At 69.3% G+C, this 22,080-nt stretch carries 14 protein-coding genes; 4 read left to right on the top strand and 10 right to left on the bottom strand.

What is annotated here, in order from left to right; translation table 11 throughout:
• Nucleotides 1-9 precede the first annotated feature (9 nt).
• From WME96_RS13140 to WME96_RS13125, 4 genes are all read right to left on the bottom strand, one after another.
• Entirely contained in the window at nucleotides 10-723 is a 714-nt protein-coding gene (locus WME96_RS13140) for a hypothetical protein (RefSeq protein ID WP_437290473.1), read from the bottom strand.
• Nucleotides 724-1,286: 563 nt separating this feature from the next.
• Nucleotides 1,287-1,595, bottom strand: a complete 309-nt coding sequence (locus WME96_RS13135) for a hypothetical protein (protein ID WP_437290472.1) — start codon at nucleotides 1,593-1,595, stop codon at nucleotides 1,287-1,289.
• Nucleotides 1,596-1,697: 102 nt separating this feature from the next.
• Nucleotides 1,698-2,348 carry a hypothetical protein gene (locus WME96_RS13130; protein ID WP_437290471.1) on the bottom strand — a complete coding sequence of 217 codons (651 nt, stop codon included), beginning with the start codon at nucleotides 2,346-2,348 and terminating at the stop codon, nucleotides 1,698-1,700.
• Nucleotides 2,349-2,987: 639 nt separating this feature from the next.
• Complete coding sequence (locus tag WME96_RS13125; RefSeq protein ID WP_437290470.1) at nucleotides 2,988-3,239, bottom strand: single-stranded DNA-binding protein; 252 nt, start codon at nucleotides 3,237-3,239, stop codon at nucleotides 2,988-2,990.
• A 487-nt stretch (nucleotides 3,240-3,726) separates the two neighbouring features.
• Here WME96_RS13125 and WME96_RS13120 point away from each other — a divergent pair, with 487 nt between their 5' ends.
• Nucleotides 3,727-6,207: a SpoIIE family protein phosphatase gene (locus WME96_RS13120; protein WP_437290469.1), complete on the top strand. Its 2,481-nt coding sequence runs from the start codon at nucleotides 3,727-3,729 to the stop codon at nucleotides 6,205-6,207.
• 88 nt (nucleotides 6,208-6,295) lie between these two features.
• On the opposite strand, the gene WME96_RS13115 is transcribed toward WME96_RS13120, so the two are convergent.
• The 3 genes from WME96_RS13115 to WME96_RS13105 form a co-directional block, all read right to left on the bottom strand.
• Nucleotides 6,296-6,772 (bottom strand): single-stranded DNA-binding protein, encoded by a 477-nt coding sequence (locus tag WME96_RS13115; protein WP_061607328.1) that lies wholly within the window; start codon nucleotides 6,770-6,772, stop codon nucleotides 6,296-6,298.
• Between the two features lie 204 nt (nucleotides 6,773-6,976).
• Nucleotides 6,977-8,005, bottom strand: a complete 1,029-nt coding sequence (gene recA, locus WME96_RS13110; protein WP_437290468.1) for a recombinase RecA — start codon at nucleotides 8,003-8,005, stop codon at nucleotides 6,977-6,979.
• A 168-nt stretch (nucleotides 8,006-8,173) separates the two neighbouring features.
• Nucleotides 8,174-9,778 (bottom strand): YifB family Mg chelatase-like AAA ATPase, encoded by a 1,605-nt coding sequence (locus WME96_RS13105; RefSeq protein WP_437290467.1) that lies wholly within the window; start codon nucleotides 9,776-9,778, stop codon nucleotides 8,174-8,176.
• A gap of 644 nt (nucleotides 9,779-10,422) precedes the next feature.
• Here WME96_RS13105 and WME96_RS13100 point away from each other — a divergent pair.
• Together WME96_RS13100 and WME96_RS13095 are read left to right on the top strand one after the other, a co-directional pair.
• Complete coding sequence (locus tag WME96_RS13100) at nucleotides 10,423-10,713, top strand: hypothetical protein (RefSeq protein WP_437290466.1); 291 nt, start codon at nucleotides 10,423-10,425, stop codon at nucleotides 10,711-10,713.
• A gap of 644 nt (nucleotides 10,714-11,357) precedes the next feature.
• Nucleotides 11,358-12,767: a hypothetical protein gene (locus WME96_RS13095; protein ID WP_437290465.1), complete on the top strand. Its 1,410-nt coding sequence runs from the start codon at nucleotides 11,358-11,360 to the stop codon at nucleotides 12,765-12,767.
• Between the two features lie 222 nt (nucleotides 12,768-12,989).
• On the opposite strand, the gene WME96_RS13090 is transcribed toward WME96_RS13095, so the two are convergent.
• Together WME96_RS13090 and WME96_RS13085 are read right to left on the bottom strand one after the other, a co-directional pair.
• Nucleotides 12,990-13,367, bottom strand: coding sequence for a hypothetical protein (locus WME96_RS13090; protein WP_433935791.1), 378 nt, complete (start codon nucleotides 13,365-13,367; stop codon nucleotides 12,990-12,992).
• 319 nt (nucleotides 13,368-13,686) lie between these two features.
• The gene (locus WME96_RS13085) at nucleotides 13,687-13,818 is read right to left on the bottom strand and encodes a hypothetical protein (protein ID WP_437290464.1); all 132 of its coding nucleotides are present in this window, start codon (nucleotides 13,816-13,818) and stop codon (nucleotides 13,687-13,689) included.
• Nucleotides 13,819-14,052: 234 nt separating this feature from the next.
• On the opposite strand from WME96_RS13085, the gene WME96_RS13080 reads away from it, so the two are divergent.
• On the top strand, nucleotides 14,053-16,860 hold the full coding sequence (locus tag WME96_RS13080) for a beta-propeller fold lactonase family protein (protein ID WP_437290463.1): 2,808 nt from the start codon (nucleotides 14,053-14,055) through the stop codon (nucleotides 16,858-16,860).
• A 51-nt stretch (nucleotides 16,861-16,911) separates the two neighbouring features.
• Here WME96_RS13080 and WME96_RS13075 read toward each other — a convergent pair whose 3' ends face one another.
• Nucleotides 16,912-21,858 carry an AAA family ATPase gene (locus tag WME96_RS13075; RefSeq protein ID WP_437290462.1) on the bottom strand — a complete coding sequence of 1,649 codons (4,947 nt, stop codon included), beginning with the start codon at nucleotides 21,856-21,858 and terminating at the stop codon, nucleotides 16,912-16,914.
• Between the last annotated feature and the right edge of the window lie 222 nt (nucleotides 21,859-22,080).

Raw genomic sequence — 22,080 nt, 5'->3', positions numbered from 1 at the left:
AGGCTCAGATCAGAGGGGAGGACAGGGGGCGAGCCTGCCGATCTTGAAGGGCCGCGGCGCGCCCACGCCCGGGTCCGGGACCGGGGTCACAATCGGGAAATAATTGCTAAGCGAGGCCGCGGAGACGCTCCAGGTGTGGCCCACCGGGACTCCCGAGGCATTTGTATAGATGCGCATGAAGGCCGTCCCCTCCCCCGGGGTGAACACGTTGCCGACGCACCGGCTGTCGGGATAGCTCGCGCTGCAGCCGTGCTTCGAGGAGGTAGAGTCGGCGATCGGCACCGCCCACTGCAGCGTATTCGTGACGCTCGGGCCCAGCCCGCTCGGGGCCGGCGTCGCCGGGCCCGTGATGATCGCGGTGTGCCCGGAGTACGTCATCGTCGCGTCGATGATGAGGACGTCGCCCTCGTCGACGTTTGCGATGTTATCGATCTCCTCGAAATGGGGCTGCGCGGCGGAGAAGTTGTCGTAGTACTGCGACGAGTTCGGGCTGGTCGAGCCCCAGAGGACGGCGATATCCGTGTTCGTGTACCCGAACGCGGCCTTCTGGACCGCCGTCAAGAACACAGCGCCGCTCGCCACCGGTGTGGAATCACCGATGAGATCGAACGCGGCATCAGAGAGATCGACGCACGCGTCGGCGGCCTCGGCGGGGGCAGAGCCGAGCGCAATGAGAGAAGCCGCAGCAGACACCATCAGGAAACGAGCCGCATTGCTGAGCATGAAGTACCTCGGTTGACGGTTACCACGTTGCCGTTCCGCAGGCCGAGCAGATTCGGTTGAGAAGGTGGTTCGGGTACAGCCAGAGAATCGCACCTGGTCGGGTCGAGCCTAGCATCCAATGTTTACTTCCTATACACGCCTTTCGTCAACACACTTCGAACACCACGCGAGCAAAGGAATCATTTTGATAGGCTCATGTGGGACACAAGAGCTCTTCTGACGGCACTGCCGGACAGTGTCCACCGCTCGATGGTGGCCGCGACTCATCGACTCGACCATCACGCGGCTGACGCCGTGCGCCAATATCGCCGAGAGAGAGCAGCTCATCGATCGGACGATCCAGGAGACTGACTCTGCTGGAATCCAGCAACACTCCACGCTGAAGGCCGGATCCGAGCTGCGCGGCGACGGCCTTGGCGGCCAGGGCGCGACAGCGATCGGTCGGGGTTGTCGCGGTTGACGACGGCGCGCGGGGCTCCAGGTGACGAAGCGATCGACCGGAGGTTCACGATGACGAAGCGACCGAGCAGCCCTTATGACAAAGATTCACGCTGCTGGCCCGGCTACGAGCCGGTCCCCGGCAAGCGACCGAACGAGCAGGGAAGCTGCCGCAAGAAGCCCGCGAGCAGGAACGGAGGGGTCGAGGTCGACCGAGAGGAGGCCCGGCGCAAGGCCGAGCAGGCGGCCCGGAGTCCGGAGGAGCGCGCCGCGGTCAAGAAGAAGAGCAGCTCACCCGAGGTGCGCGCCGAAGGACGGAGGACTGCGAGGCGCGCGGGCAGCGCGACCACGCGCACGAAGAGCGTGGCCACCAAGAGAACGCCCAGGAAAAGCGCGGCTCCGAGGAATTCACCCAGGAAGAACGCGGCCACCACGAGCGCACCCAGGGGCGGCGCGCGATCCCGGTCCTCGGCGCGCTCCGGCTGAGCGGCAGCGGGGGACGGGCGCGCCCGCCCGGGCTGGTGATGGAGCGGCGATCACTCCGAGAACGGCGTGCAGGACGTCAGCTTGCCGATGGCGTAGGGACGCGTGGAGGGCGAATAGTAGGTTGCGCCCGAGGTGACGCTCCAGGTGTAGCCCAGCAGGTCTCCCGAGAGATTCGTGTAGAGGCGCATCGACGCCGTACCCGTACCCCCGGCGAACGTGCCTGCCTTGCAATCACCCGACCAGCGGCTGTCCGGGTAGCTGACGCTGCAACCGTGGACCGACGAGGTCGCGTCGGCGATCGGCAACGCCCACTGCCTCGTGCTCGCGTAGATCGGGCTCAGGGCCGTCGAGAGCTCCGTCGCCGGACCCGTGATGATCGCGGCGTGGCCGCTGTACGTGACGGTGCCCGACGCGTTGACCACATGGTTGATGGCCAGGAGGTCGCCCGCCCCGATATCGGCGACGTTGGTGACGCGATCGAAGTAATTCTCTGCGACGATGTTGTCGTAGTAGAGATGAGAGTTCGGGCTGGTCGAGCCCCAGAGCACGGCGATGTCGGTGCTCGTGTACCCCGACTGGTTCTTCATGGCGAGCGTGAAGAACGGCGCACCGTTCGAGACCGTTGTCCCAGCCGCGATGATGTTGAGCGCCTCATCCGCTATATCGCTGCACGCCTCAGCCGGAGCGGAGCTGAGCGCCACGAGAGAAGCAGCAGCAGAGACCATCAGAATACGAGCCGCATTGCTGAGCATGAGTTTACCTCGGTTGACGGTTGCAACGTTGCCGTTCCGCACGGTCGAACAGATTCGGTCTAGGATGTCGATCAGTCACAGCCAGAAAGTGGCACCTGGTCGGGTCGAGCCTAGCATCCAACATCTACCGCCTATACCAGGTCACCGTCAACCTGCTTCGATGCCGTTATTCAGTCGAGGCATCGTTTTTCTAGGTTCATGTAGTACATATCAGCTCCCCGGTCGCATTGCCGCATAGCGTCGACCAATGCATGAACGCCACACTCGACTCATCCGAGCGTCCATGCGGCAGCGCCTCGCACGGACGCTTTGCGAGACGCGCCTGCGAGGAAGCTCGGCTCTGGAGACTGGTCCTGCTGGATTCCAGCGATCCCAATTGAATTTTATTAGCCATACTGCAATCTCGCTGCGCCGCCGGGCCGGGACAGGGCGCGGGTGGCGAGGGGACGCGGGGAGAGAACGCTCGCGCGCGGCGTGCCGGGAGGAGGTCGCGCTCCGGATCAGCCCCGTGGTTCGCGAGGGCGAGGAGCGCCGCGGGGCGGCACCAGGCTGCCGCCCCGCTCTCGCTCCCCTCCCCGCCGGAGGGCCTCAGTACGGCAGCTCATCCAGCACAGGGACCTCCGGCGGGCGCCCGCGCGCGCCGTTCTTCCCGAGCCGCGCCGTCCTCGGCACCCCCGCCCCGGGCTGCGTCGCCTCGCCGTCGTCCTCCAGCCCCGGCGGCGGCTGCCCGAGGGCGCGGCGCCCGGTGAAGCGGAGGTCCCGCGCGATCACCTCCGTGCGGTAGCGGCGGATTCCGTCCTTCTCGTAGCTCGACGTGCGCAGCCCGCCCTCGCTCAGCACGCCGTCCACCCTTGGTCAGGACCTTCGCGAGGATACGAGATTGCCCATGAGAATCACCTTGTTCAGTCCTTCGTTCATGATGTGCTCCCCTGGATTGAATGTCGTCTTCTGACGTCGACGGCGGTGGCTCGGATGCTCGGGGTCGGCACGACCACGCTCCGGCGGCTCGAGGGCGCGCTCTTCGACCCGGCCCCTCGTCAAGGGAGCTGCTACGCGTGGGCGAGCGCGCTCGGTGACAGTGGCGACGGCCCGCGGCGTGCGCGTGCGCGAATGCGCTGCCGGCGTACGAAGAAGTGCTCGTGGTCACCTGGGTGAACAGCGGCGTTGGCTCCGGTCGAAGAACGGCGTACGATGCTGCGCTCATGTCAACGTTCGGAACGAGACAGGAGGCCTCGCAGCATCCCTGCAAAGCGTCCGTGAAGGGCGGGCGGCTTTGCGCCGCCGTTCCGCGGCGCGCGGCGAGCTCCTGCGCGATGAGCCGCAGGTTATGACGCGTAGGCGCACGACAATCGCCCTGTTGATCGACAACATGGCGGGCGACTACCAGTCGGACGTGCGGTCCGGCATCGAGCGCGCCGCCGAGGCGCACGACGTCAACCTCCTGATCGCGTTCGCGTTCGGAGAGCAGATCCCCCTGCCCGGGTCGACCGACGCCGCCAGGAGGAGCCTCTACCACATCATCGGTTCGGAGGTCGTCGACGGCATCATCGTCGCTTCGTCGACCCTTTGCCATCTCGTCAGTATCGACGCCGTGCGGGAGTTCTGCCGGTCTTCGTCGTTGCCGCTCTGCAGCATCTGGATGGCGATAGACGAGATCCCGAGCCTCATGGTCGACAACGCCCTCGGGACCGAGATCTCGGTCCTGCACCTGGTCGACGAGCACGCGTGCAGGAGGATCGCGTATATCAGTGGTCCTGCTAATAATGAAGAGGCGCTCCTCCGCGCCGGCGGTTACCGGAGGGCGCTCGCGGCGCGCTCCATTGCTTACGATGAGCGCCTCTTCATGTCCGGCGCGTTCACCGTGGGCAGCGGGCGCGCCGCCGTCCGCGAGCTCCTGGATCGTGGGGTCGATTTCGACGCCATCGTCGCCGCCAACGACTGCATGGCGCTCGGCGCGATCGACCTGCTCAAGGAGCGGGGCGTCGACGTGCCCGGCGACGTCCTGGTGTGCGGCTTCGACGACATCCGCACGGCCCGCTTCACCAAGCCGTCGCTCTCCACCGCTCGCCAGCCCACGAAGGAGCTCGCGGGGCTCGCCGTGGAGACGGTCCTCCAGATGATCGAGGGCGAGCCTGTCCCGGTGCTCCGGCTGGTGGGCGTAGAGCTGACGCGGCGCCAGTCCTGCGGCTGCGGGCGCCAGGCGGGCCCCCTGCTTCTCCCTCCGGGGGCCGCCGCGTGGAGCGGTCCGAGCGCGCTCGCCGGCCAGCGGGCGTCGCTGGAGCGCGCGCTCGCGCAGGCGGTCACGATCTCGGCCCGCTCGCTCGACGGATGGGCGGACAGGCTGCTCTCGGCGCTGGAAGAAGAGCTCGCCGGGGACAGGGGCCGTTTCCTGCGTGGGCTCGAGGAGCTCCTCGACGCGGCCCGGCGCGAGGGGGTGCTCCTCGATCAGTTCCAGTCCGTGATCTCGCTCCTGCGCGCGCGGCTCCAGAGGGCGCCGGAGCAGGGGGGCGACGCCGCTCTGAACGAGACGCTGGAGCCGATCTGGCACGCTGCCCGGATCGCCATCGGAAGCGCGTCCGTGCATGTCGAGGGGGAGCAGCGGCTCAAGGTGGAGCTCGCCGCGATCGACCTCAACTATGGAATGAGGCACTTCTCCACGTGCCTGAGCCTGCCGGTGCTCCGGTCCACGCTGGCGGCGGATCTGCCGAAGCTCCAGTTCTCGCGCGTCGCTGTGTCGCTCTTCGACGATGCGCTGCGCTCCACCATGAGTCTGTTCTTCTGGATGGAGGACGGCCGCGAGGTGGAGGTGCCGCCCATGAGCTTCCCGGCGCACCACCTCGCGCCCCCGGGGTTCCTGAGCCGCGATGAGCGCTGGAGCGTGATCACGTTCCCGGTCGCGTTCGGCGGGGTCGAGAAGTTCGGCCTCGCGGTGGTCGACGGCCAGCCGAACGAGATGATCTACGACGCGTTGCGCCTCCAGCTCGGCTCGGCGGTGAAGGTGGCGACGCTGCACCGGGAGGTGGTGCGGCACGTGGAGCTGCGCGAGCGGATCGAGCAGGAGAAGGTCCGCGAGGAGAGCCGCGTCGCGGCGCGCATCCAGACGACGCTGGTGCCAGCGCAGCTCTCGGTCGAGGGGCTCGAGCTCTGCGCCACGATGAAGCCGGCCGCCGAGGTCGGCGGCGATTACTACGATGTGATCGCGACGCCGGACGGGGGCTGGATCGGGATCGGCGACGTGGCGGGGCACGGGCTCGCGGCGGGGCTCATCATGCTGATGATCCAGAGCATGGTGTCGGTGATGGCGTCGAGCCCCGCCGCGGCGGCGGGCCCGCGCGGGATCGTGTGCGCGGTCAACCGGGCGGTGTACAAGAACGTCCGCGACCGCCTGAAGCGGGACGAGCACGCGACGCTCCTGCTCATGCGGTACACACGCGACGGCCGCGTGACGTTCGCCGGCGCGCACGAGGACATCCTCGTCTGCTCGCCGCGCACGAGGCGCTGCGCGAGGATGCCGACGAGCGGGGTGTTCATCGGCGCGCTGCCCGAGATCGACGCGATGACGCGGGACGCCGAGCTCGTGCTCGAGGACGGAGACGTCCTCGTGCTCTACAGCGACGGCGTGACCGAGGCGCGCAACGAGCATCACGAGCAGTTCGGGCTGGACCGGCTCTGCGCCACCGTCGAAGCGTCCCAGTCCGCGCCCGTGGAGGTGATCCGCGATCGCATCCTCGGGGCGGTCGAGGGCTGGTGCCCGAGCCTGGACGACGACATCACGATCCTGGTGGCGCGGTACCGCAAGCCCGGGTAGCCGGAGGCCGGCCCGGCCGCGCCGGCCGGCGTGCCGACGCGCGGCGAGGCGGCTCCGGGCCGCCGCCTCGCTCGCGCCGGCCTCGCGATCAGTACGGCAATTCATCCAGCGCGGGCACCTCCGGCGGGCGCCCGCGCGCGCCGTTCTTCCCGAGCCGCGCCGTCGTCGGCACCCCCGCCCCGGGCTGCGTCGCCTCGCCGTCGTCCTCCAGCCCCGGCGGCGGCTGTCCCAGGGCGCGGCGCCCGGTGAAGCGGAGGTCCCGCGCGATCACCTCCGTGCGGTAGCGCCGGATTCCATCCTTCTCGTAGCTCGACGTGCGCAGCCCGCCCTCGATCAGCACGCCGTCCCCCTTGGTCAGGACCTTCGCGAGCGCCTCGGCGCGCGGGCCCCAGAACACGATGTTATGCCACTCGGTGCGCTCCTTGGGCTCCTTGTTCTTGTCGACGAACGACTCGTTCGTCGCCATCCGGAGCTGGAGCACCGGCGTGCCGTTGCCGGTGTAGCGCAGCTCCGGATCGGATCCGAGATTGCCCATGAGAATCACCTTGTTCAGTCCTTCGTTCATGATGTGCTCCCTTGGATTGAATGTCGTCTTCTGACGTCGTTTGATGTCGTCTCTACCGTCTGTAGCGTCTGCTGCCGTTCGTGTTCTTCTCTACGTTTTCCTGCCGTGGTGCGTCGCTCCTCGTGAGGCGCCATGACGTCGTGGATGACGAGGAGCGGGTCCGGCGGCGCCCCGTCGCCGGACTCGCCCTCTCACGGGCCTCGCTCAGGAGTCCATCGCCGCGCTGCCCCCGGGCCGCGCCGGCCCCGCCGCGTCGACGGCGGCGCGGAGCGACGTGGCGAGGGTCGGCTTGCCGATCAGCGCCTCGCGGGCGCGCTCCCTCCCCTGCCCTATGTGCTCGCCGCCGAACGACAGGTGCGCGCCGCTCTTCTCCACCACGCCGAGCTGGCAGGCGAAGTCGATGAGATCCGCGGCGCTGTCGATTCCGGCCCCCCAGCGGATGTCGAACTCGGCCTCCTTGAACGGCGGCGCCAGCTTGTTCTTGATCACCTTGACGCGCGTCCTCGACCCTATCGCCTCGTCGCTCACCTTCACCGGCCCCACGCGGCGCACGTCGAGGCGCACGCTCGCGTAGAACTTGAGGGCGTTGCCGCCGGTGGTCACCTCGGGGTTGCCGAAGACGACGCCGATCTTCTGCCGGAGCTGGTTGATGAAGATGAGCGTCGTGTCCGTGCGGTGGCATATGCCTGTGAGCTTGCGGAGCGCCTGGCTCATCAGCCGCGCCTGGAGGCCCATGTGGGAATCGCCCATGTCCCCCTCGATCTCGGCCTTCGGCGTGAGCGCAGCCACCGAGTCGACGACGATCACGTCGACGGCGCTCGAGCGCGCGAGCATCTCGACGATCTCGAGCGCCTGCTCGCCGTTGTCGGGCTGCGAGACGAGCAGCCTGTCGATGTCGACGCCGATCGAGCGCGCGTACGTGACGTCGAACGCGTGCTCGGCGTCGATGAACGCGGCGACGCCGCCGGACCGCTGCGCCTCCCGCATCGCGTGGAGCGTCAGGGTCGTCTTCCCCGACGACTCCGGGCCGTAGATCTCCACGATGCGCCCGCGCGGGTAGCCGCCGATCCCGAGCGCGGCGTCGAGCGACAGCGAGCCGCTCCGGATCAGGCCGATGTCCCTCGTCTCACTCTCGTCGTTCAAGGCCATGATCGCCCCTTTCCCGAACTGCTTCTCGATGGTGCCAACAACGGTCTTCACGGTGCGGAGCTTCTCGGCGATCTCGGTCATCATGTTGGATTCTCCCTTGTCGAACGTGCTTGTTGCCTGCGCGCCCCCGAGCGCGCGAACAGCCGATGCGACGCGGCCGTCGGGGCGGCCGCGATCGCGCCCGCGTCGCTGCGGGCGCAATGGTCCTGGATCGCGCGGCGGGCACACGCGCCCGCCGCGGCGGTGGCGGGCTCAGGCGCCCGCGGCGGCGGCGGGCGGCGGCCCGGAGGCCGCCTCGCGGTCGAAGAGCCGCGCGCCGATCGCCTCGGCCACGTGCGCGGCGCGCACGGCAGGGCTCCCGTCCATGTCGGCGAGCGTCCGGGCGACCCGCAGCACCTTGGTGTACGCCCGCGCCGAGAGGCCGAGCCGCTCCACGGCCGACGCGAGCACGCGCGCGCCCGAGGCGTCCGGCATGGCGACGCGCGCGAGGTCGCGCGGGCCGAGCTCGGCGTTGTGCGTCGCGACGACCTCCCCCGCCTCGAACCGCGCGCGCTGCGCGGCCCGGGCCTCCACCACGCGCGCCCGCACCGCCGCGGAGCTCTCGGGCGCGTGGAGCGACGCGCGGCGGTCGCCCTCTCCCGCACGGAGCGGCGCGCACAGGTGCGCGACGTCGACCGGGGGCAAGGCGATGTGCAGGTCGATGCGATCGAGCAGCGGTCCGCTCAGCCGCGCGCGGTAGGCGCGGACGCGGTCGATGGAGCAGACGCAGCGATTCCCGCGGTCGCCGTGGAAGCCGCACGGACAGGGGTTGATCGCGGCGACGAGGATCGGGCGCGCCGGGAACACGACGCGGGCGCGGGCGCGGCAGAGGGCGACAGTGCCCTCTTCGAGCGGCTCGCGGAGGGCCTCGAGGACGCCGCGGCGGAACTCGAGGAGCTCGTCGAGGAACAGGCAGCCATGGTGGGCCAGCGAGACCTCGCCGGGGCGGATCGGATCGCCGCCGCCCACGAGCCCGGCGGCGCTCACCGTGTGGTGCGGGGCGCGGAAGGGGCGCGTCGCGACGAGGCCCCTGTCCGGCGAGAGCAGGCCCGCGACCGAGTGGATCGCGGTGATGTCGAGCGCCTCTTCATGGGTCAGGGGCGGCAAGATGGTGGGCAGCCGGCGAGCGAGCATCGTCTTTCCGCTGCCCGGAGGGCCCATCATGATGAGGTTGTGTCCCCCGGCGGACGCGATCTCGAGGGCGCGGCGCGCCCCGTGCTGGCCGCGGACCTCGGCGAGGTCCACCGACGCGGCGCCCGCCGGGTCGGCGGCGAGCGAGGCGATCGAGCCGGCGCCCGGAAGGGCCTTGTGGCCGCGGAGGTGGGCGACGACCTGGCTGAGGTGCTCGGCGATGAGGACATCGACGCCGGCCACGCTCGCCGCCTCGCGCGCGTTGCCCTGGGGCACGATCGCGCGCCCGATCCCCTGCTCCGCCGCGCCGCGCAGCGCCGGCAGGACGCCGCGGACCGGGCGCACCGCGCCGCTCAGCGAGAGCTCGCCGAGCAGGCCGATCCGGTCGAGCCCCTCGGAGGGGATCTTGCCGAGCGCGGCGAGCGCGGCGAGCGCGATGGCGAGGTCGTAGGCGCCGCCGCTCTTCTTGAGATCTGCCGGGGCGAGGTTCACGGTGATCACGTATTCGTCGAGCTCGACGCCGAGTTGCTGGAGCGCGGCGCGGACGCGCACGCGGCTCTCGCGGACGCTCGCCTCGGCGAGGCCCACCATCTGGAAGAACGACGGGCCGCGGCCGGAGTCGACCTCCACGCGGATGGGGTGCGCGTCGAGCCCGAGCAGAGAGAAGGTGAGCGCCGTGGCCTGCATGCCGGAGCCCTTTCGCGAACGGCGTGCCAGGCGGGTGCCGCTGTGATTTCAGGGACTTACGAGGCGGCGGGGGGTGGCGGACGCGCGGAGGGGGTGGCGGCCGCCAGGGCTCCGGGACGAGGCGCTCGCCCTGCGAGCCGAGGTGGCGTCTCGGCGCGCCAGCGTGGCCGCTCGCCGGCGTCGGAGGGCCGCCGCCAGCGAGCACCCGTCGGCCCGAGAGGCACAGGAGAACAGAGATGAAGTTCTATTCTTCTCTTCCCGAGGCATCCCCTCGAATTCCTCGGGAATTCAAAGGGAGGCGGGGAGACGGGGAGAAAAAAAAATCTCAAATACTCCCCACCTCCCCGCCTCCCTGTTCAACTTCTCCGCTGAATGGCTACAAAAGAGCGGATTCCTCAGCTTCTGCTCCGCTCTTCTATTCCCCTCGCGTTCCTCGCATGCTCGCGGCCCTCTTCTCTTGCCATGAACAGGTTCTCGCGCGATTCCGACGTGATCGGCGTCCTGGACGCGCTCCCCCGCGCCGTACGTGACAGTGACGCACGCCCCGGGCACCACCGTTGCAATGGAGCCATACGAGGCCGCGAGCGCCGCACGGTGCGGCGCACACGAGGCCTCCGTTGAATCCATCGAAAAGGCAGGTCCCCATGGACGCACTTCGCACAATCCAGACCGGGCTCGCGCTCGCGCTCGTGACCGCGCTCGCCCTCGTGACCGCGTCCGCGTCGGCAGAGAGCCCCGACGCCTCCAGGCAAGCAGGGCTCCAGTGCACCATGTCGTCGGGGTTCAGCCTGACCGGCAGGGAATGGGGCCAGGTGTTCCTGACGCGGACGCCGGGTATCTGCAAGCGGGTGCGCATGGGCGGCTCCGCGCCGGCGGACTTCCCCTCCTGCCATCAGCGCGCCAGGGAGCTCGGATGTTACACGGTCGTCGACTGATCGAGCGCCCAGCGCGGCGCGCGTGACCGGCGCGCGAATGCGCCGTGGCGCCGCGCCAGGTCATGACGGTGTGCCCGGCGCGGCGCCTCGCGGACGCTACCCGGGCGCGCAGTACCGCACCACGACCGCCGCGGTATCGTCGCCCAGCTCGCACACCACGCCTCGAGCGCTCCCAGGAGACGGCCGCAGATCGCGCTGATGGGCGAGAGCTCGACACCTCCGCCGTCGCACCGCAATCCACATCCGTCCACACGCAAATTTTTTACTGTGGACATCAGCACCTCGCCGGCGGTACCACTCAGGGTGATGCCCGGATGGCGCTCCGATCCACGCTGGCAGCGCGCGGCCACGAGGGAAGCGACGCAAGGATGAGAGAGCGGCGCCGCCGATACGATCGGACTCGAAACCAGGGCCGCGCCGGCCATCGCCGGCGCAAGGAAGCCGAGCCGAGCGATCCTTCCGGACTTCGACGTCGGCGCGCCGACCCGCAGCGCTGAAACGATCAGACAAGAGAAACGATGCGCTTCAACAAATTCATATGGTCTCTGTTTTGCAGCTCCAAGGCGGGCCGGGCTGCCATTTCCAGATACGAATCGCTCCTCGCGCGAGACGAGCGATGGGCCGAGCTCGCCCCGAAGGGCTGGATGGATAAGCTCCGGCCGATCGATCCGATGGCCGCGCGGGCGGTGTTCGATCAGGCCGGCGGCGAGCGGGTCGCTTCCCAGGATCATGCCGGCGAGCTCTACGAGCGACTCCTGGACGACGGCTTCACGCTCTCGCTCGAAATCGAGGACGGCGAGACCATCTACACGGTCGTTGGTGGCGACGAGCCCGAAGCCTGGCTCAACATGATCCAGGGCATCTCCCTGGGGCTGTTCAAGGCCCACCCCGACCACTTCGCGCTGTACCTCTTCCTGCGCAAGTTCGACCGATTCAACGAGATCTGTGATGAGTTCGGGATCGCCGTCCCGGTGCTTCCGGGCAAGGCGAGCTGGCGGGATCGGGCGATGTTCTACCTGCGCATCAACGCGTCCCTCCAGGAGTTCCGCCGCATCCATGGCCTGACCCCCGCCGAGCTCTGCGCGTTCCTGTACGACTTCGCGCCGCACCACCTCGCGCAGGAGCAAGGCGAGCTCCCGCCCGCGTCGAAGGTCTGGTTCCTCATGGGCGGCGCGGGAGACAGCAGCGATTTCGAGTTCCTTGACGCCGCCGGCGAAGGCTCCACGAGCTACTGGCAGGGGAACGTCGACACACGCCGGGGAGACATCCTGGTGATGTGGTGCGTCTCCCCGCGCAGCTACATCCACTCCATCTGGCGCGCGGAGACCGACGGCTTCATCGATCCGTTCTTCCACTACCACAGCACGGTGTGGATCGGGTCGCCGGTGAAGGTCCCCGAGATCCCGTTCCGCGAGCTCGCCGCAGATCCGGTCTGGTCCAGGAAGCCTGCCGTGAGAGCGCACTTTCAGGGCGCGAGCGGCAAGCCCGTGACAGCCGAGGAGTACGACGCGCTGCTCCGGATGATCAAGCGGAAGCGCGGCAGGATGTCGGAGCTCCCCCGGCTTCACAGGCCGGACCTGCCGGATCATGACGACGTGGAGAGCGAGCGGGAGGTCGAACAGAGGCTGCTCGAGCCGCTCCTCCGAGAGCTCGGTTATGTGGAACGCGACTGGATCCGGAACATGCCCGTCCGCATGGGCCGCGGCGAGCGGGTGTACCCGGATTACGCGATCGGCGCCGTGCAGAAGCGGGGCGAGGAGACCGCGCGGATCATCGTCGAGGCCAAGCGAGAGCTCGCGACCGAAAAGCAGATCCTCGACGCGTACCAGCAAGCGAAGTCGTACGCGCAACGCCTCCAGTCAGCCGCCTTCGTCCTGGTCGCCCGCGAGGGCATCTGGATCTTCTTGCAGGAGAAAGGAGGATTCTTGAGGAGCCGATACATGCACAAGTCGTGGACAGAGCTCCGCGGCTCGGATGGACTCCACGAGGTGAAGCTGGTGATCGGCAAGGCAAAGTCGCGCGTCTGGACCGCCGCACCGCGAGTGCCTGGCTGACGGGCGCTCAGGAGGGCGCCGGTCCTCGCCGCCGTGGCCACGCACCGGCGGCTCTGCTCCGTGTCGCCCCCCGACGTCGGCTGCCCGGCCCCCCGCCGACCCGCCCTTGAGCGCGCGCCCGCCCCGCTACCCCGGCGCGCGGTACCTCGCCACCACGATCGGGATGCGGCGCCCCTCCGCCTTGGCGTCCGGCGCTTCCTCGTCACGCCGCCCCCTCGCGCATCAGGCGTCGTCGATCGAGACCAGCTCCGGGCACATGCGATCGAGGGGCTTCAGGCTCCGCCGTTGCCACGTCAGCCGCGCGTCCGTGACGAACCGTATCCGGAACTTCATCCCGTTGGCGGCGAGGCCGCAGATGAAGCCGACGAACGCCTTGATGCAGCTCGAGCTCATGAACCGCATGCCGCGCACGTCGAACTCGACGGTGCCGATCGAGAGCCGCGTCACCTCGCCTTCCAGCGCCTTGACATACCGCTTGAGCGGCGCAGCCGCCGCCATGTCGCCCGCCCCGGTGAGCTTGACGGTCAGGGTGTCGTCGCTCAGGGCAGGCTCGATCCGGAGGCCGTCCGCGACCACGGGATCCACGCTCAAGCTGCTCATCTCTCCTCCATCTCTCGACAAGAACGCACGCTCATCGCCAGTTCGACCACCCGCGCTGCTCACCCGGTGGTCGATACCAGCCATCCAGGCTACGGGCTCCTCGGGCCGGATCCAATCCCTTCCTGCACCACGATCATCGTCGGCACGGGGCTCGTGTGGGTGAGCGGTGATCGAACTCACGGTGGGCCCTGATCTGCCCCATGATGGCCAGATACGTGGCGCAGCACACGCGGCGCAGAGCAGCTCCTCGACGCCATCGGCGCCTTGTGGATCGCTCCCGGCGTGATCCGGGCGCGGGGCCACCTGGGTCGCCGCGCGCCTACACGATCGAGCGCCGCTCGCCGCCCTCGATCCATCGATTCCGGTCCTCCGCGCGACGGACGGCCTGATGCGTGGGGCAGCCCACCACGACCACCGCTGGATGATCCGCCGGCGCCCTGTCCTTCTTCATGAGCGCCGGCCGCAGCTCGTGAACCGTGCGACGCGCGCTGGCCAGATGCGATGACGCGTCGTACCGAGCGCCATCGCCGCTCAGCCTACATCCATGACGCAGATGTGGAATCGTGCCTTTACGGAAAATCAGGTCACCCCGCATTGCATGCTTGAACAATCATTTCGTCTGGCCTTACAATCTTGGTTTGTGCGTTGTGTGGCCACGGAGCTACACGGCACCACGGAGGCATCCATGATTCGATTGCCCGGTTCACGGTGGGCGACGTTCGGCGCGCTCGTCGCATCCCTGACTGCAATATCGCTCTCCGGCTCTCCGGCGCAGGCGGCGCCGTCGTTCACCGCCTTCGAGAGCGGGCAGGTCCGCCCGCTGGCCATGTCACCGGACGGGAAGCTCCTCTTCGCCGTCAACACGCCCGATAACCGCCTCGAGGTGTTCCGCATCGGGAGCAGCGGCCTGGAGCACCGCGCGTCGATATCGGTCGGCCTGGAGCCCGTCGCCGTCGCCGCGCGCAGCAACAACGAGGTCTGGGTCGTCAACCACCTGTCGGACAGCGTGAGCGTCGTCCAGCTCGGCCTCGGCGGCAACACCGGGCGCGTCGTGCGCACGCTCCTCGTCGGCGACGAGCCGCGCGACATCGTGTTCGCCGGCCCGGGGCGGGGGCGCGCCTTCATCACGACCGCCCACCGCGGCCAGAACAGCCCCATCGATCCGCAGCTCACGACGCCGGGCGTCGGGCGCGCCGACGTGTGGGTCTTCAACGCGAACCAGCTCGGCAATTCGCTCGGGGGTAATCCGCTCAACATCATCACCCTCTTCAGCGATACGCCGCGCGCCCTGGCCGTGACCCCGGACGGCACCCGCGTGTACGCGGCGGCGTTCCACTCCGGGAACCGCACCGCCACCGTCAACGAGGCGCTGGTCCCCGACGGCTTCGGGGCGAACGGCGTGCCCGGCGTGCCAGGCCCCAGCACCAACTTCGAGGGCGTGCCGGCGCCCGAGACGGCCATCATCGTGAAGTACGACGGCGGACACTGGTATGACGAGCTGGGCAACCTCTGGGACGACAAGATGAGGTTCTCGCTGCCCGACAAGGACGTCTTCGTCATCGACGCCACCGCCAACCCCCCCGCCTGGATCAGCGGAGCGCAGGGCTTCTTCTCCGGCGTCGGGACGATCCTCTTCAACATGGCCGTCAACCCGGTGAACGGGAAGGTCTACGTGGCCAACACCGAGGCCTTCAGCCAGCAGAGCTTCGAGGGGCCAGGCATCTTCTCCGGCGGCGAGACCACGCGCGGCCACCTGCACGAGAGCCGGATCACCGTCCTCAGCCCGGGGAGCGTCGCGCCGCGGCACCTCAACAAGCACATCGATTACAGCACCTGCTGCGCCCCGGTCCCCAACGCGGAGAACGCGAAGAGCCTCGCCTTCCCGCAGGAGATGGCCGTGACCAAGAACGGCGCGACGCTGTACGTCGCCGCGCTCGGGTCGAGCAAGATCGGCGTCTTCAGCACCGCCGCGCTCGAGAACGACACGTTCGTGCCGAGCACCGCGAACCAGATCCCGGTGAGCGGCGGCGGGCCGACCGGGCTCGTGCTCGACGAGAGCCGGAATCGCCTCTACGTGCTGACGCGCTTCGACAACTCCATCTCGATCATCAACACCACGACGAAGACCGAGGTGGGACACGTCCCGATGTTCAACCCCGAGCCGGACAGCATCGTGAACGGCCGCCGCTTCCTCTACGACGCCTCGCTCACGTCGAGCCACGGCGACTCGGCGTGCGCGAGCTGCCACGTCTTCGGCGATCAGGACGACCTCGCCTGGAACCTCGGCAACCCCGACGGCTCCGTCGTGACGGACCCGGGCCCCTTCCCGTTCGGGCTCTACGACGTCATCTTCAACCAGCCCATCACCGACCCGATCTTCCACCCGATGAAGGGCCCGATGATGTCGCAGAGCCTGCGCGGGCTCGCCAACCACGGGCCGATGCACTGGCGCGGCGACCGCACGGGCGGCAACCTCGAGCCGAGCGCCCAGCCGGACGACGGGGCGTTCGACGAGCGGGAGGCCTTCCGGCAGTTCCAGGCGGCGTTCCCCGGCCTGCTCGGGCGCGACCAGCCCATCCCCGCCCAGGACATGGAGGCGTTCGCCGACTTCATGCTCCAGGTCACCTACCCGCCCAACCCGATCAGGAACCTGGACAACTCGCTCACGCCCGATCAGCAGGCAGGAAAGGACTTCTTCAACGGCGATATCGTCAACTCGATCGCGAGCTGCGGCGGATGCCACGTGGTCGACCCCGACGCCAACCCGGGCGACGACTTCCCCGGCTTCTTCGGGACCGACGGCAGCTCCGTCTTCGACTTCCAGACGCAGCTCTTCAAGATACCGCAGCTCCGCAACGTGTACACCAAGGTCGGCGCCTTCGGCCTCGCGGACATCCCGTTCGTCTTCCTGTCGCGCGACAACCAGCACATGGGCGACCAGATCCGCGGGTTCGGTATCCTGAACAACGGCACCGTCGACACGATGTACCGGTTCTTCTCCGCGATCGGGTTCTCCGACCAGTTCCCGAACAACCCCGACGCCATCCCCTTCTCGCCGGCGGGCGACGTGATCCGCCGGCAGCTCGAGTCTTACGTGCTCGCCATCGAGAGCAACATGGCGCCCATCGTGGGCCAGCAGATAACGCTCAACCATTCGAACGGCTCGGTGGTCGCGCCGCGCATCGACCTGCTCATGGATCGCGCCGACGTCGGCGAGTGCGATCTCGTGGCGAAGACCCAGGGGTTCCTGCACGAGATCGGGTTCCTCTACGTGGGAGGCGGCCAGTTCCTCACCGACCGGCAGATCGTCCCGCCGATCAGCGACGCGGTGCTCCGGCTCCTCGCCACCCAGACTCACCACGATCTGACCTACACGTGCACGCCGCCCGGCTCGGGCGTGCGCGTCGGCATCGATCGCGACACCGACGGCTTCCTCGACGGGGATGAGCGGGACGCCGGCAGCGATCCCGCCGACCCGAGCAGCACGCCCTGACCCGGGCCGCGCCCGCGCTGCTGCGCTCCCCGCGCAGCAGCGCGGCGCGCTTCACGCCGGCCGCGCCGGGCTCGCCCGCCGGCCGAACGCCCCCGAGAGGCCGTTCGGCCCGAGCGCATAGGCGATGCTGCTCTGCAGCGTCCCCATCGTCACGATGGATCCCAGATAGACGTTCTGCTCCACGAGCGCGCGCGCCACCTCCGGCCGCATCCCGGAGAGCACCGCCTTGGCCCCGAGGAGCTGCAGCGCCTTCGCCGTCTTGATCAGCGCCTCCGCCACCGCGCTGTCGACCTGCGCCACGCCGGTGATGTCCAGGATCACCACCTTGGCCTGCCGCGCCTGGGAGCCGGCCAGCGCGGTCTCGAGCACCTGCTGCGCCCGCGCCCCGTCCATCTGCCCGACGATCGGCATGACCAGCACGTCGTCGGTGATCGGGATGAGCGGCGTCTGCCGGCGCAGCATCTCGGCCTGGAGCAGCTCCCGCTCGGCCTCGGACGCCACGCGCAGCTCGAGCTCCCGCTGGAGCTGCTCGTTCGAGCGCTGCAGCGCCTCGGTGCCGCCGCGGATGCTCGCGATGAGGAAGGCGTTCTCCAGCGCGATGGCCGCCTGCGAGGCGAGCAGCCCGCACACCTCGACCCGCCCCGGCGTGAACGCCCGCGGCGCCACGTTGTTCTCGAGGTACAGGATGCCCGACGAGCGCCCCTGGTGGGTCATGGCGATGCACAGGATCGAGCGCGGCCGGTGCTCCACGACGTACGGATCGCTCGCGAAGCGGCTGTCCTGCCGCGCGTCGTTCAGCACCACCGGCTCCCGCGTCCGCGCGACGAGCTGGATGACGCTCGTCGCGAGGTCCTCGCTCTCGAGCGCCGGGACCGACAGCCCCGTCTCCACCACGTCGGGATCGACGCGCATGGAGGCCACGATCACGAGCCTCCCGTCGCGCTCGAGGATCAGCGAGCCCCGCTGCGCCCCCGCGTTCGTCACCACGCTGCGCATCAGGCGGTCGAGGAGCCGATCGAGCACGTTCTCGCTCGCGACCGCCTGCATGGCCCGGACGACGGTCGCGGCGTCGAACGACTCGGTGCTCCCGCGGCGCGTGGTCGTCGAGCCCAGCACCCTGACCTGCTGCGTCTCGCCGATGGCCATCGCGTCGAGCAGCCGCTCGTGCTCCTGCGCGAGGTGCTCTGCCTTGGCCGTCGCCCCCCACCGCGTGTACGCCCGGTACGCGTCGGCCAGGTGCCACCGCGCGATCCTCTCCCGCCCGCGCTGCAGGTAGAAACGCGCGCACAGCTCGTTCGCGAGCGCCTCGTGGTGCGTGAACTGCCCCTCCCGCGCCAGCTCGATCGCCTTGTCGTAGAGCTCGGCCGCCTCCGCCTCCTTGCCGAGGACGCGCGCCATCTCCGCCCCGATGAGCTGCTCCTTGTGCGCGTAGTTCTCCGGGGCGTGCTGCGCCCAGCCCGCGATCTTCGCCCGGTGCTCCGCCGCGGCCGCGAGGTGCCGCTCGCGCTCCTCCTCCGTCGCCGTCGCGCACAGCGCGAGGAGCGCGAGGCTCACGTAGAACGGGATGTCGTTCAGGAGGAACAGGCCGAGCGCGCTCGCGCTGTGCCGCTCCGCCCGCGCCGCCATCAGGAGCGCGTCCTCGTGATCGCCGTACAGCACCGCGAGGACGAGCCTGCACACGAAGTACCAGCACCTCGGCAGCTCCTGCGCCGGCACGAGCCCGGCGAGGAACGCGCCCTCGTCGAACGTCCCGTCGCTCAGGCTCTGGCGCCCGTTCGTCCTGCCCTCCAGGCACGCGACCATCTGCTGCGCGACGGAGATCACCGGCAGGCCGAGCGGGTCCTTCGTCCGCTGCAGGAACCGCAGGAAGGTGGTGAGCTCGTCCCGGAGCGGGCCGAGCTCGTGGCCCGACGAGAGCATGATCGTCGCGATGTTCAGGCAGGCGTACGCCCCGAAGCTGAAGTCCCCCGAGCTCAGGCCGGCCTGGTACGCCTTCGCGAGGCACGCGACCGAGGCGCGGGTCGACTCGAAGAAGTGCGACGGCGCGCCGCACACCACGTACGCCTTGCACTGGAGCTCCACGCCGTCGGGCCGCTCGCAGAGCTCCAGCGAGACCTTCTGGAACTGCCGCGCCTCCTCGTACCTGCCCATCCCGCCCGCGAGCAGCAGGCAGTAGATGCCGTAGGCGCACGCCGCCGCGGGCGAGTTGCCGTACTTCAGCGAGAGGTTCACCTGCGTGACGGCGATGAGCGCGAGCAGCGTCGGATCGAGCGTGTACGCGCCCGGGATCATCGCCGCGAGGAGCCGCAGGGCGGCGAGCTGCTCCGCGTCGCCGGCCCACGGCGCGTCCGCGAGCTCGTCGACCTGGCGCCCGGCGAGGTGGACCGGCACCTCGGCGAGCGCGGCCCCGAACGCCGCGCCGATCGCCTCCTGCCCCTCCGGCAGCACGATCCCGAAATGCGCCACGCCCTCGCGGCCGACGCGCAGCACCTCCGCGAACTCCCCGCGCATCGTGTGCACCAGGATCCGGAGGTTGTACACCTCGGCGCGCTCGAGCCGCGATCGCGCGTGCTCGAGGAGCTCGCGGATCGAGGCCTCTGCCTGCGCCTCGTTGCCGCTCAGCCACTCGCACTCGGCCCGCTCCCGGTGGAGCGCGAAGCAGAGGGCGTAGTCCTCCTCCCACCCGCTCGGCCCGAGCAGCGCCATCCCGACCTTGAAGTGCTCGGCCGCCGTCCCGTGGGCCATGGAGGCCTTGGCGCGCTTCCCGACGCTCAGGTTGAGCCGCGCGAGATCGAGCTGCTCCGCGCGATCGTCGATCAGCGCCATGCCGATGTTGCTGTGGCTCACGACCTTGAACAGGTCCTCGTCGCGCGGCTCCCCGCTGAGCTGCGCCCGGATGAGCCGGCCGATCCGGAGGTGCACCTCCTGGCGTTTCGCGTCCTCGATGAGGCTGTACGCCGCCTGCTGCCCCCGGTCGTGCAAGAACCGGTATCTCACCTCGAGGGGCTGCTCCGCCGTCACGCCGCCGGACGTGTGGAGGAGCCGGTAGTCGGCGTCGAGCGGCAGCACGATGCCCTCGCGCAGCGCCTCCCAGAGATCCGCGGCGATGTCCGCGGGCGGCTTCTCGCGCACGGTCGCCAGCGTCTTCAGGTCGAACTGGTGGCCGATGCAGGCGGCGAGCTGCAGCACGTGCTGCGCCGCCGGCGAGAGGCGCTGCATCTTGTCCACGAGCAGATCGTGGACGTTCACGGCGCCCCACCGCTGCCGGATCTGCGCGAGATCCCACGTCCACCGCCCGGCCTCCGGGCTGAAGGCGACGAGCCCCGCCCCGTGGAGCTCCTTGAGGAGCTGGCTCAGGAAGAAGGGGTTGCCCTGGCTCGTCGCGTAGAGCACCTCGGCGAGCGGCTGCACCTGCTCTCCGCGCGCGCCCACAGCGTCCCCGATGAGCTGGCGCACGTCCTCGATCGAGAGCGGCGGGAGCAGGATCTCGCGCCGCTCGACGCCCGCCGCGCGCAGCTCCCCGAGCCAGGTCATGAGCGGCTGCCCGGCGATCGCCTCCTGGTCCCGGTACGCGCCGATGATGAGGAGATAGGCCCCGCTCGGGTCGGTCAGCACGAGGTGCAGCAGCTTCAGCGAGGCCGGGTCGGCCCACTGGAGGTCGTCGAGGAAGAGCACCACCGGGTGCTCGGCCGTCGTGATGACGCGCAGGAAGTCCTGGAACACCAGGTTGAACCGGTTCTGCGACTCGCTCGGGCCGAGCTCCGGAAGCGCCGGCTGCGGCCCGATGATGAGCTCGATCTCCGGGATCAGGTCCACCAGGATCTGCGCGTTCTTCCCCGCGGCCCGGAGCAGCTTGTCCTTCCACTGCTCGAGCGACTCCACGGACTCGGTGAGGAGCTGCCGGACGCGCTGGCGCAGCGCGCTCGCCACGGGGGCGTGCGGCATGTTCCGGCTGAGCTGATCGAACTTCCCCTCGATGAAGTGCCCGCGCCGCTGCGTGACCTCCTTGTGGACCTCGCTCACGAGCGCCGATTTGCCGATCCCCGCGCCGCCGGCGATGAGGAACAGCTCGCATTTGCCCGCGCGCGCCCGGTCGAAGGCCGCGAGCAGCTCTGCCATCTGCGCGTCGCGTCCATACAGCTTCTGCGGGATCCTGAGCTCGCTCGGGACGTCGTGCGCCCCCAGCGCGAACGGCGCGATCCTGCCGGTCGCCTCGAGCGCCGACAGGCACGCATCCAGATCGGCCTTGAGCCCGGTCCCGCTCTGGTATCGGTCCTCGGCGACCTTCGACATCAGCTTTTGCACGATGTCGGACACCACCCTCGGGATCTCCGGCGAGCGCTCGCAGAGCGGCGTCGCGACCCGCGCGATGTGGCTGTGCATCAGGTCGAGCGGGTCGGTCGCCTGGAACGGGAGCACCCCGGAGAAGAGTTCGTACAGCGTGACGCCCAGCGAGTAGAGATCGGTCCGGTAGTCGATGACGCGGTTCATTCGACCGGTCTGCTCCGGGGACATGTAGGCGAGCGTCCCTTCGAGGCGATCCGGGGTCTCTGCCACGAGGGTCTCCTCGGAGAGCCGGGTCGAGCTCCCGAAGTCCGTCAGCTTGACCTGCCTCGTCTCCGGGTTGACGAGGATGTTCTGCGGTTTGACGTCCTTGTGGATGACGTGCTTTCCGTGCACCGACGCCAGCGTCCCGGCCAGCGACGAGGCGATTCGCAGCTTCGCCTTCAGGTCGAGCCGCGCCGTGCGGGCGAGCGCGTCGAGCGTGATGCCACCGAAATCTTCCATCACGAGCGCAGCGCCGCCCGGGATCTTCTCCATCCCGTGGGCCCGGATCACGCCGTCGAGCTGGAGGTGGCGCGTGGTCTCGAGCTCGTGCCGGAGCTGCGCGACGTGCCGCTGATCGAGACGCTCACCCTTCAACACCTTGATCGTCACCGGAGCACCATCGGTATCGCGGTGTGCGCGATACAGGAGGGTGTCCGCGGTCTCGTACATCAGCTCAACCAGTGTGAAAGGGAGATCTCCGATCCTGGTCTTGCGCATGGTTCGTCGATGGTTGCATAGGGCGAATCCTCAGGGCAAGCCCTCAACGCCCAGTGGCATCGTGGGTGATGTGCGCCGTGGTGGGGCCCTGAGAGCGGCGACACGACGACGCCGCCGGGCGGCGCGGAACGGGGCCAGTGCGGTGTTCCGGTGACTCTGCATCTCCACGGGGTG

Origin of the sequence: Sorangium sp. So ce406 (assembly GCF_051474675.1) — a bacterium.
GTDB classification, from domain to species: Bacteria; Myxococcota_A; Polyangia; order Polyangiales; family Polyangiaceae; genus Sorangium; species Sorangium cellulosum_G.
This window is presented reverse-complemented; position numbering and strand designations above follow the sequence as displayed.

What these genes read in the sequence shown, in the direction of transcription:
- WME96_RS13085 (WP_437290464.1), bottom strand. Translation starts at nt 13,818, where the DNA reads ATGAAGAAGGACAGGGCGCCGGCGGATCATCCAGCGGTGGTCGTGGTG.
- WME96_RS13115 (WP_061607328.1), bottom strand. Translation starts at nt 6,772, where the DNA reads ATGAACGAAGGACTGAACAAGGTGATTCTCATGGGCAATCTCGGATCC.
- recA (WP_437290468.1), bottom strand. Translation starts at nt 8,005, where the DNA reads ATGATGACCGAGATCGCCGAGAAGCTCCGCACCGTGAAGACCGTTGTT.
- WME96_RS13100 (WP_437290466.1), top strand. Translation starts at nt 10,423, where the DNA reads ATGGACGCACTTCGCACAATCCAGACCGGGCTCGCGCTCGCGCTCGTG.
- WME96_RS13120 (WP_437290469.1), top strand. Translation starts at nt 3,727, where the DNA reads ATGACGCGTAGGCGCACGACAATCGCCCTGTTGATCGACAACATGGCG.
- WME96_RS13140 (WP_437290473.1), bottom strand. Translation starts at nt 723, where the DNA reads ATGCTCAGCAATGCGGCTCGTTTCCTGATGGTGTCTGCTGCGGCTTCT.
- WME96_RS13080 (WP_437290463.1), top strand. Translation starts at nt 14,053, where the DNA reads ATGATTCGATTGCCCGGTTCACGGTGGGCGACGTTCGGCGCGCTCGTC.
- WME96_RS13075 (WP_437290462.1), bottom strand. Translation starts at nt 21,858, where the DNA reads ATGTACGAGACCGCGGACACCCTCCTGTATCGCGCACACCGCGATACC.
- WME96_RS13095 (WP_437290465.1), top strand. Translation starts at nt 11,358, where the DNA reads ATGGATAAGCTCCGGCCGATCGATCCGATGGCCGCGCGGGCGGTGTTC.
- WME96_RS13105 (WP_437290467.1), bottom strand. Translation starts at nt 9,778, where the DNA reads ATGCAGGCCACGGCGCTCACCTTCTCTCTGCTCGGGCTCGACGCGCAC.
- WME96_RS13090 (WP_433935791.1), bottom strand. Translation starts at nt 13,367, where the DNA reads ATGAGCAGCTTGAGCGTGGATCCCGTGGTCGCGGACGGCCTCCGGATC.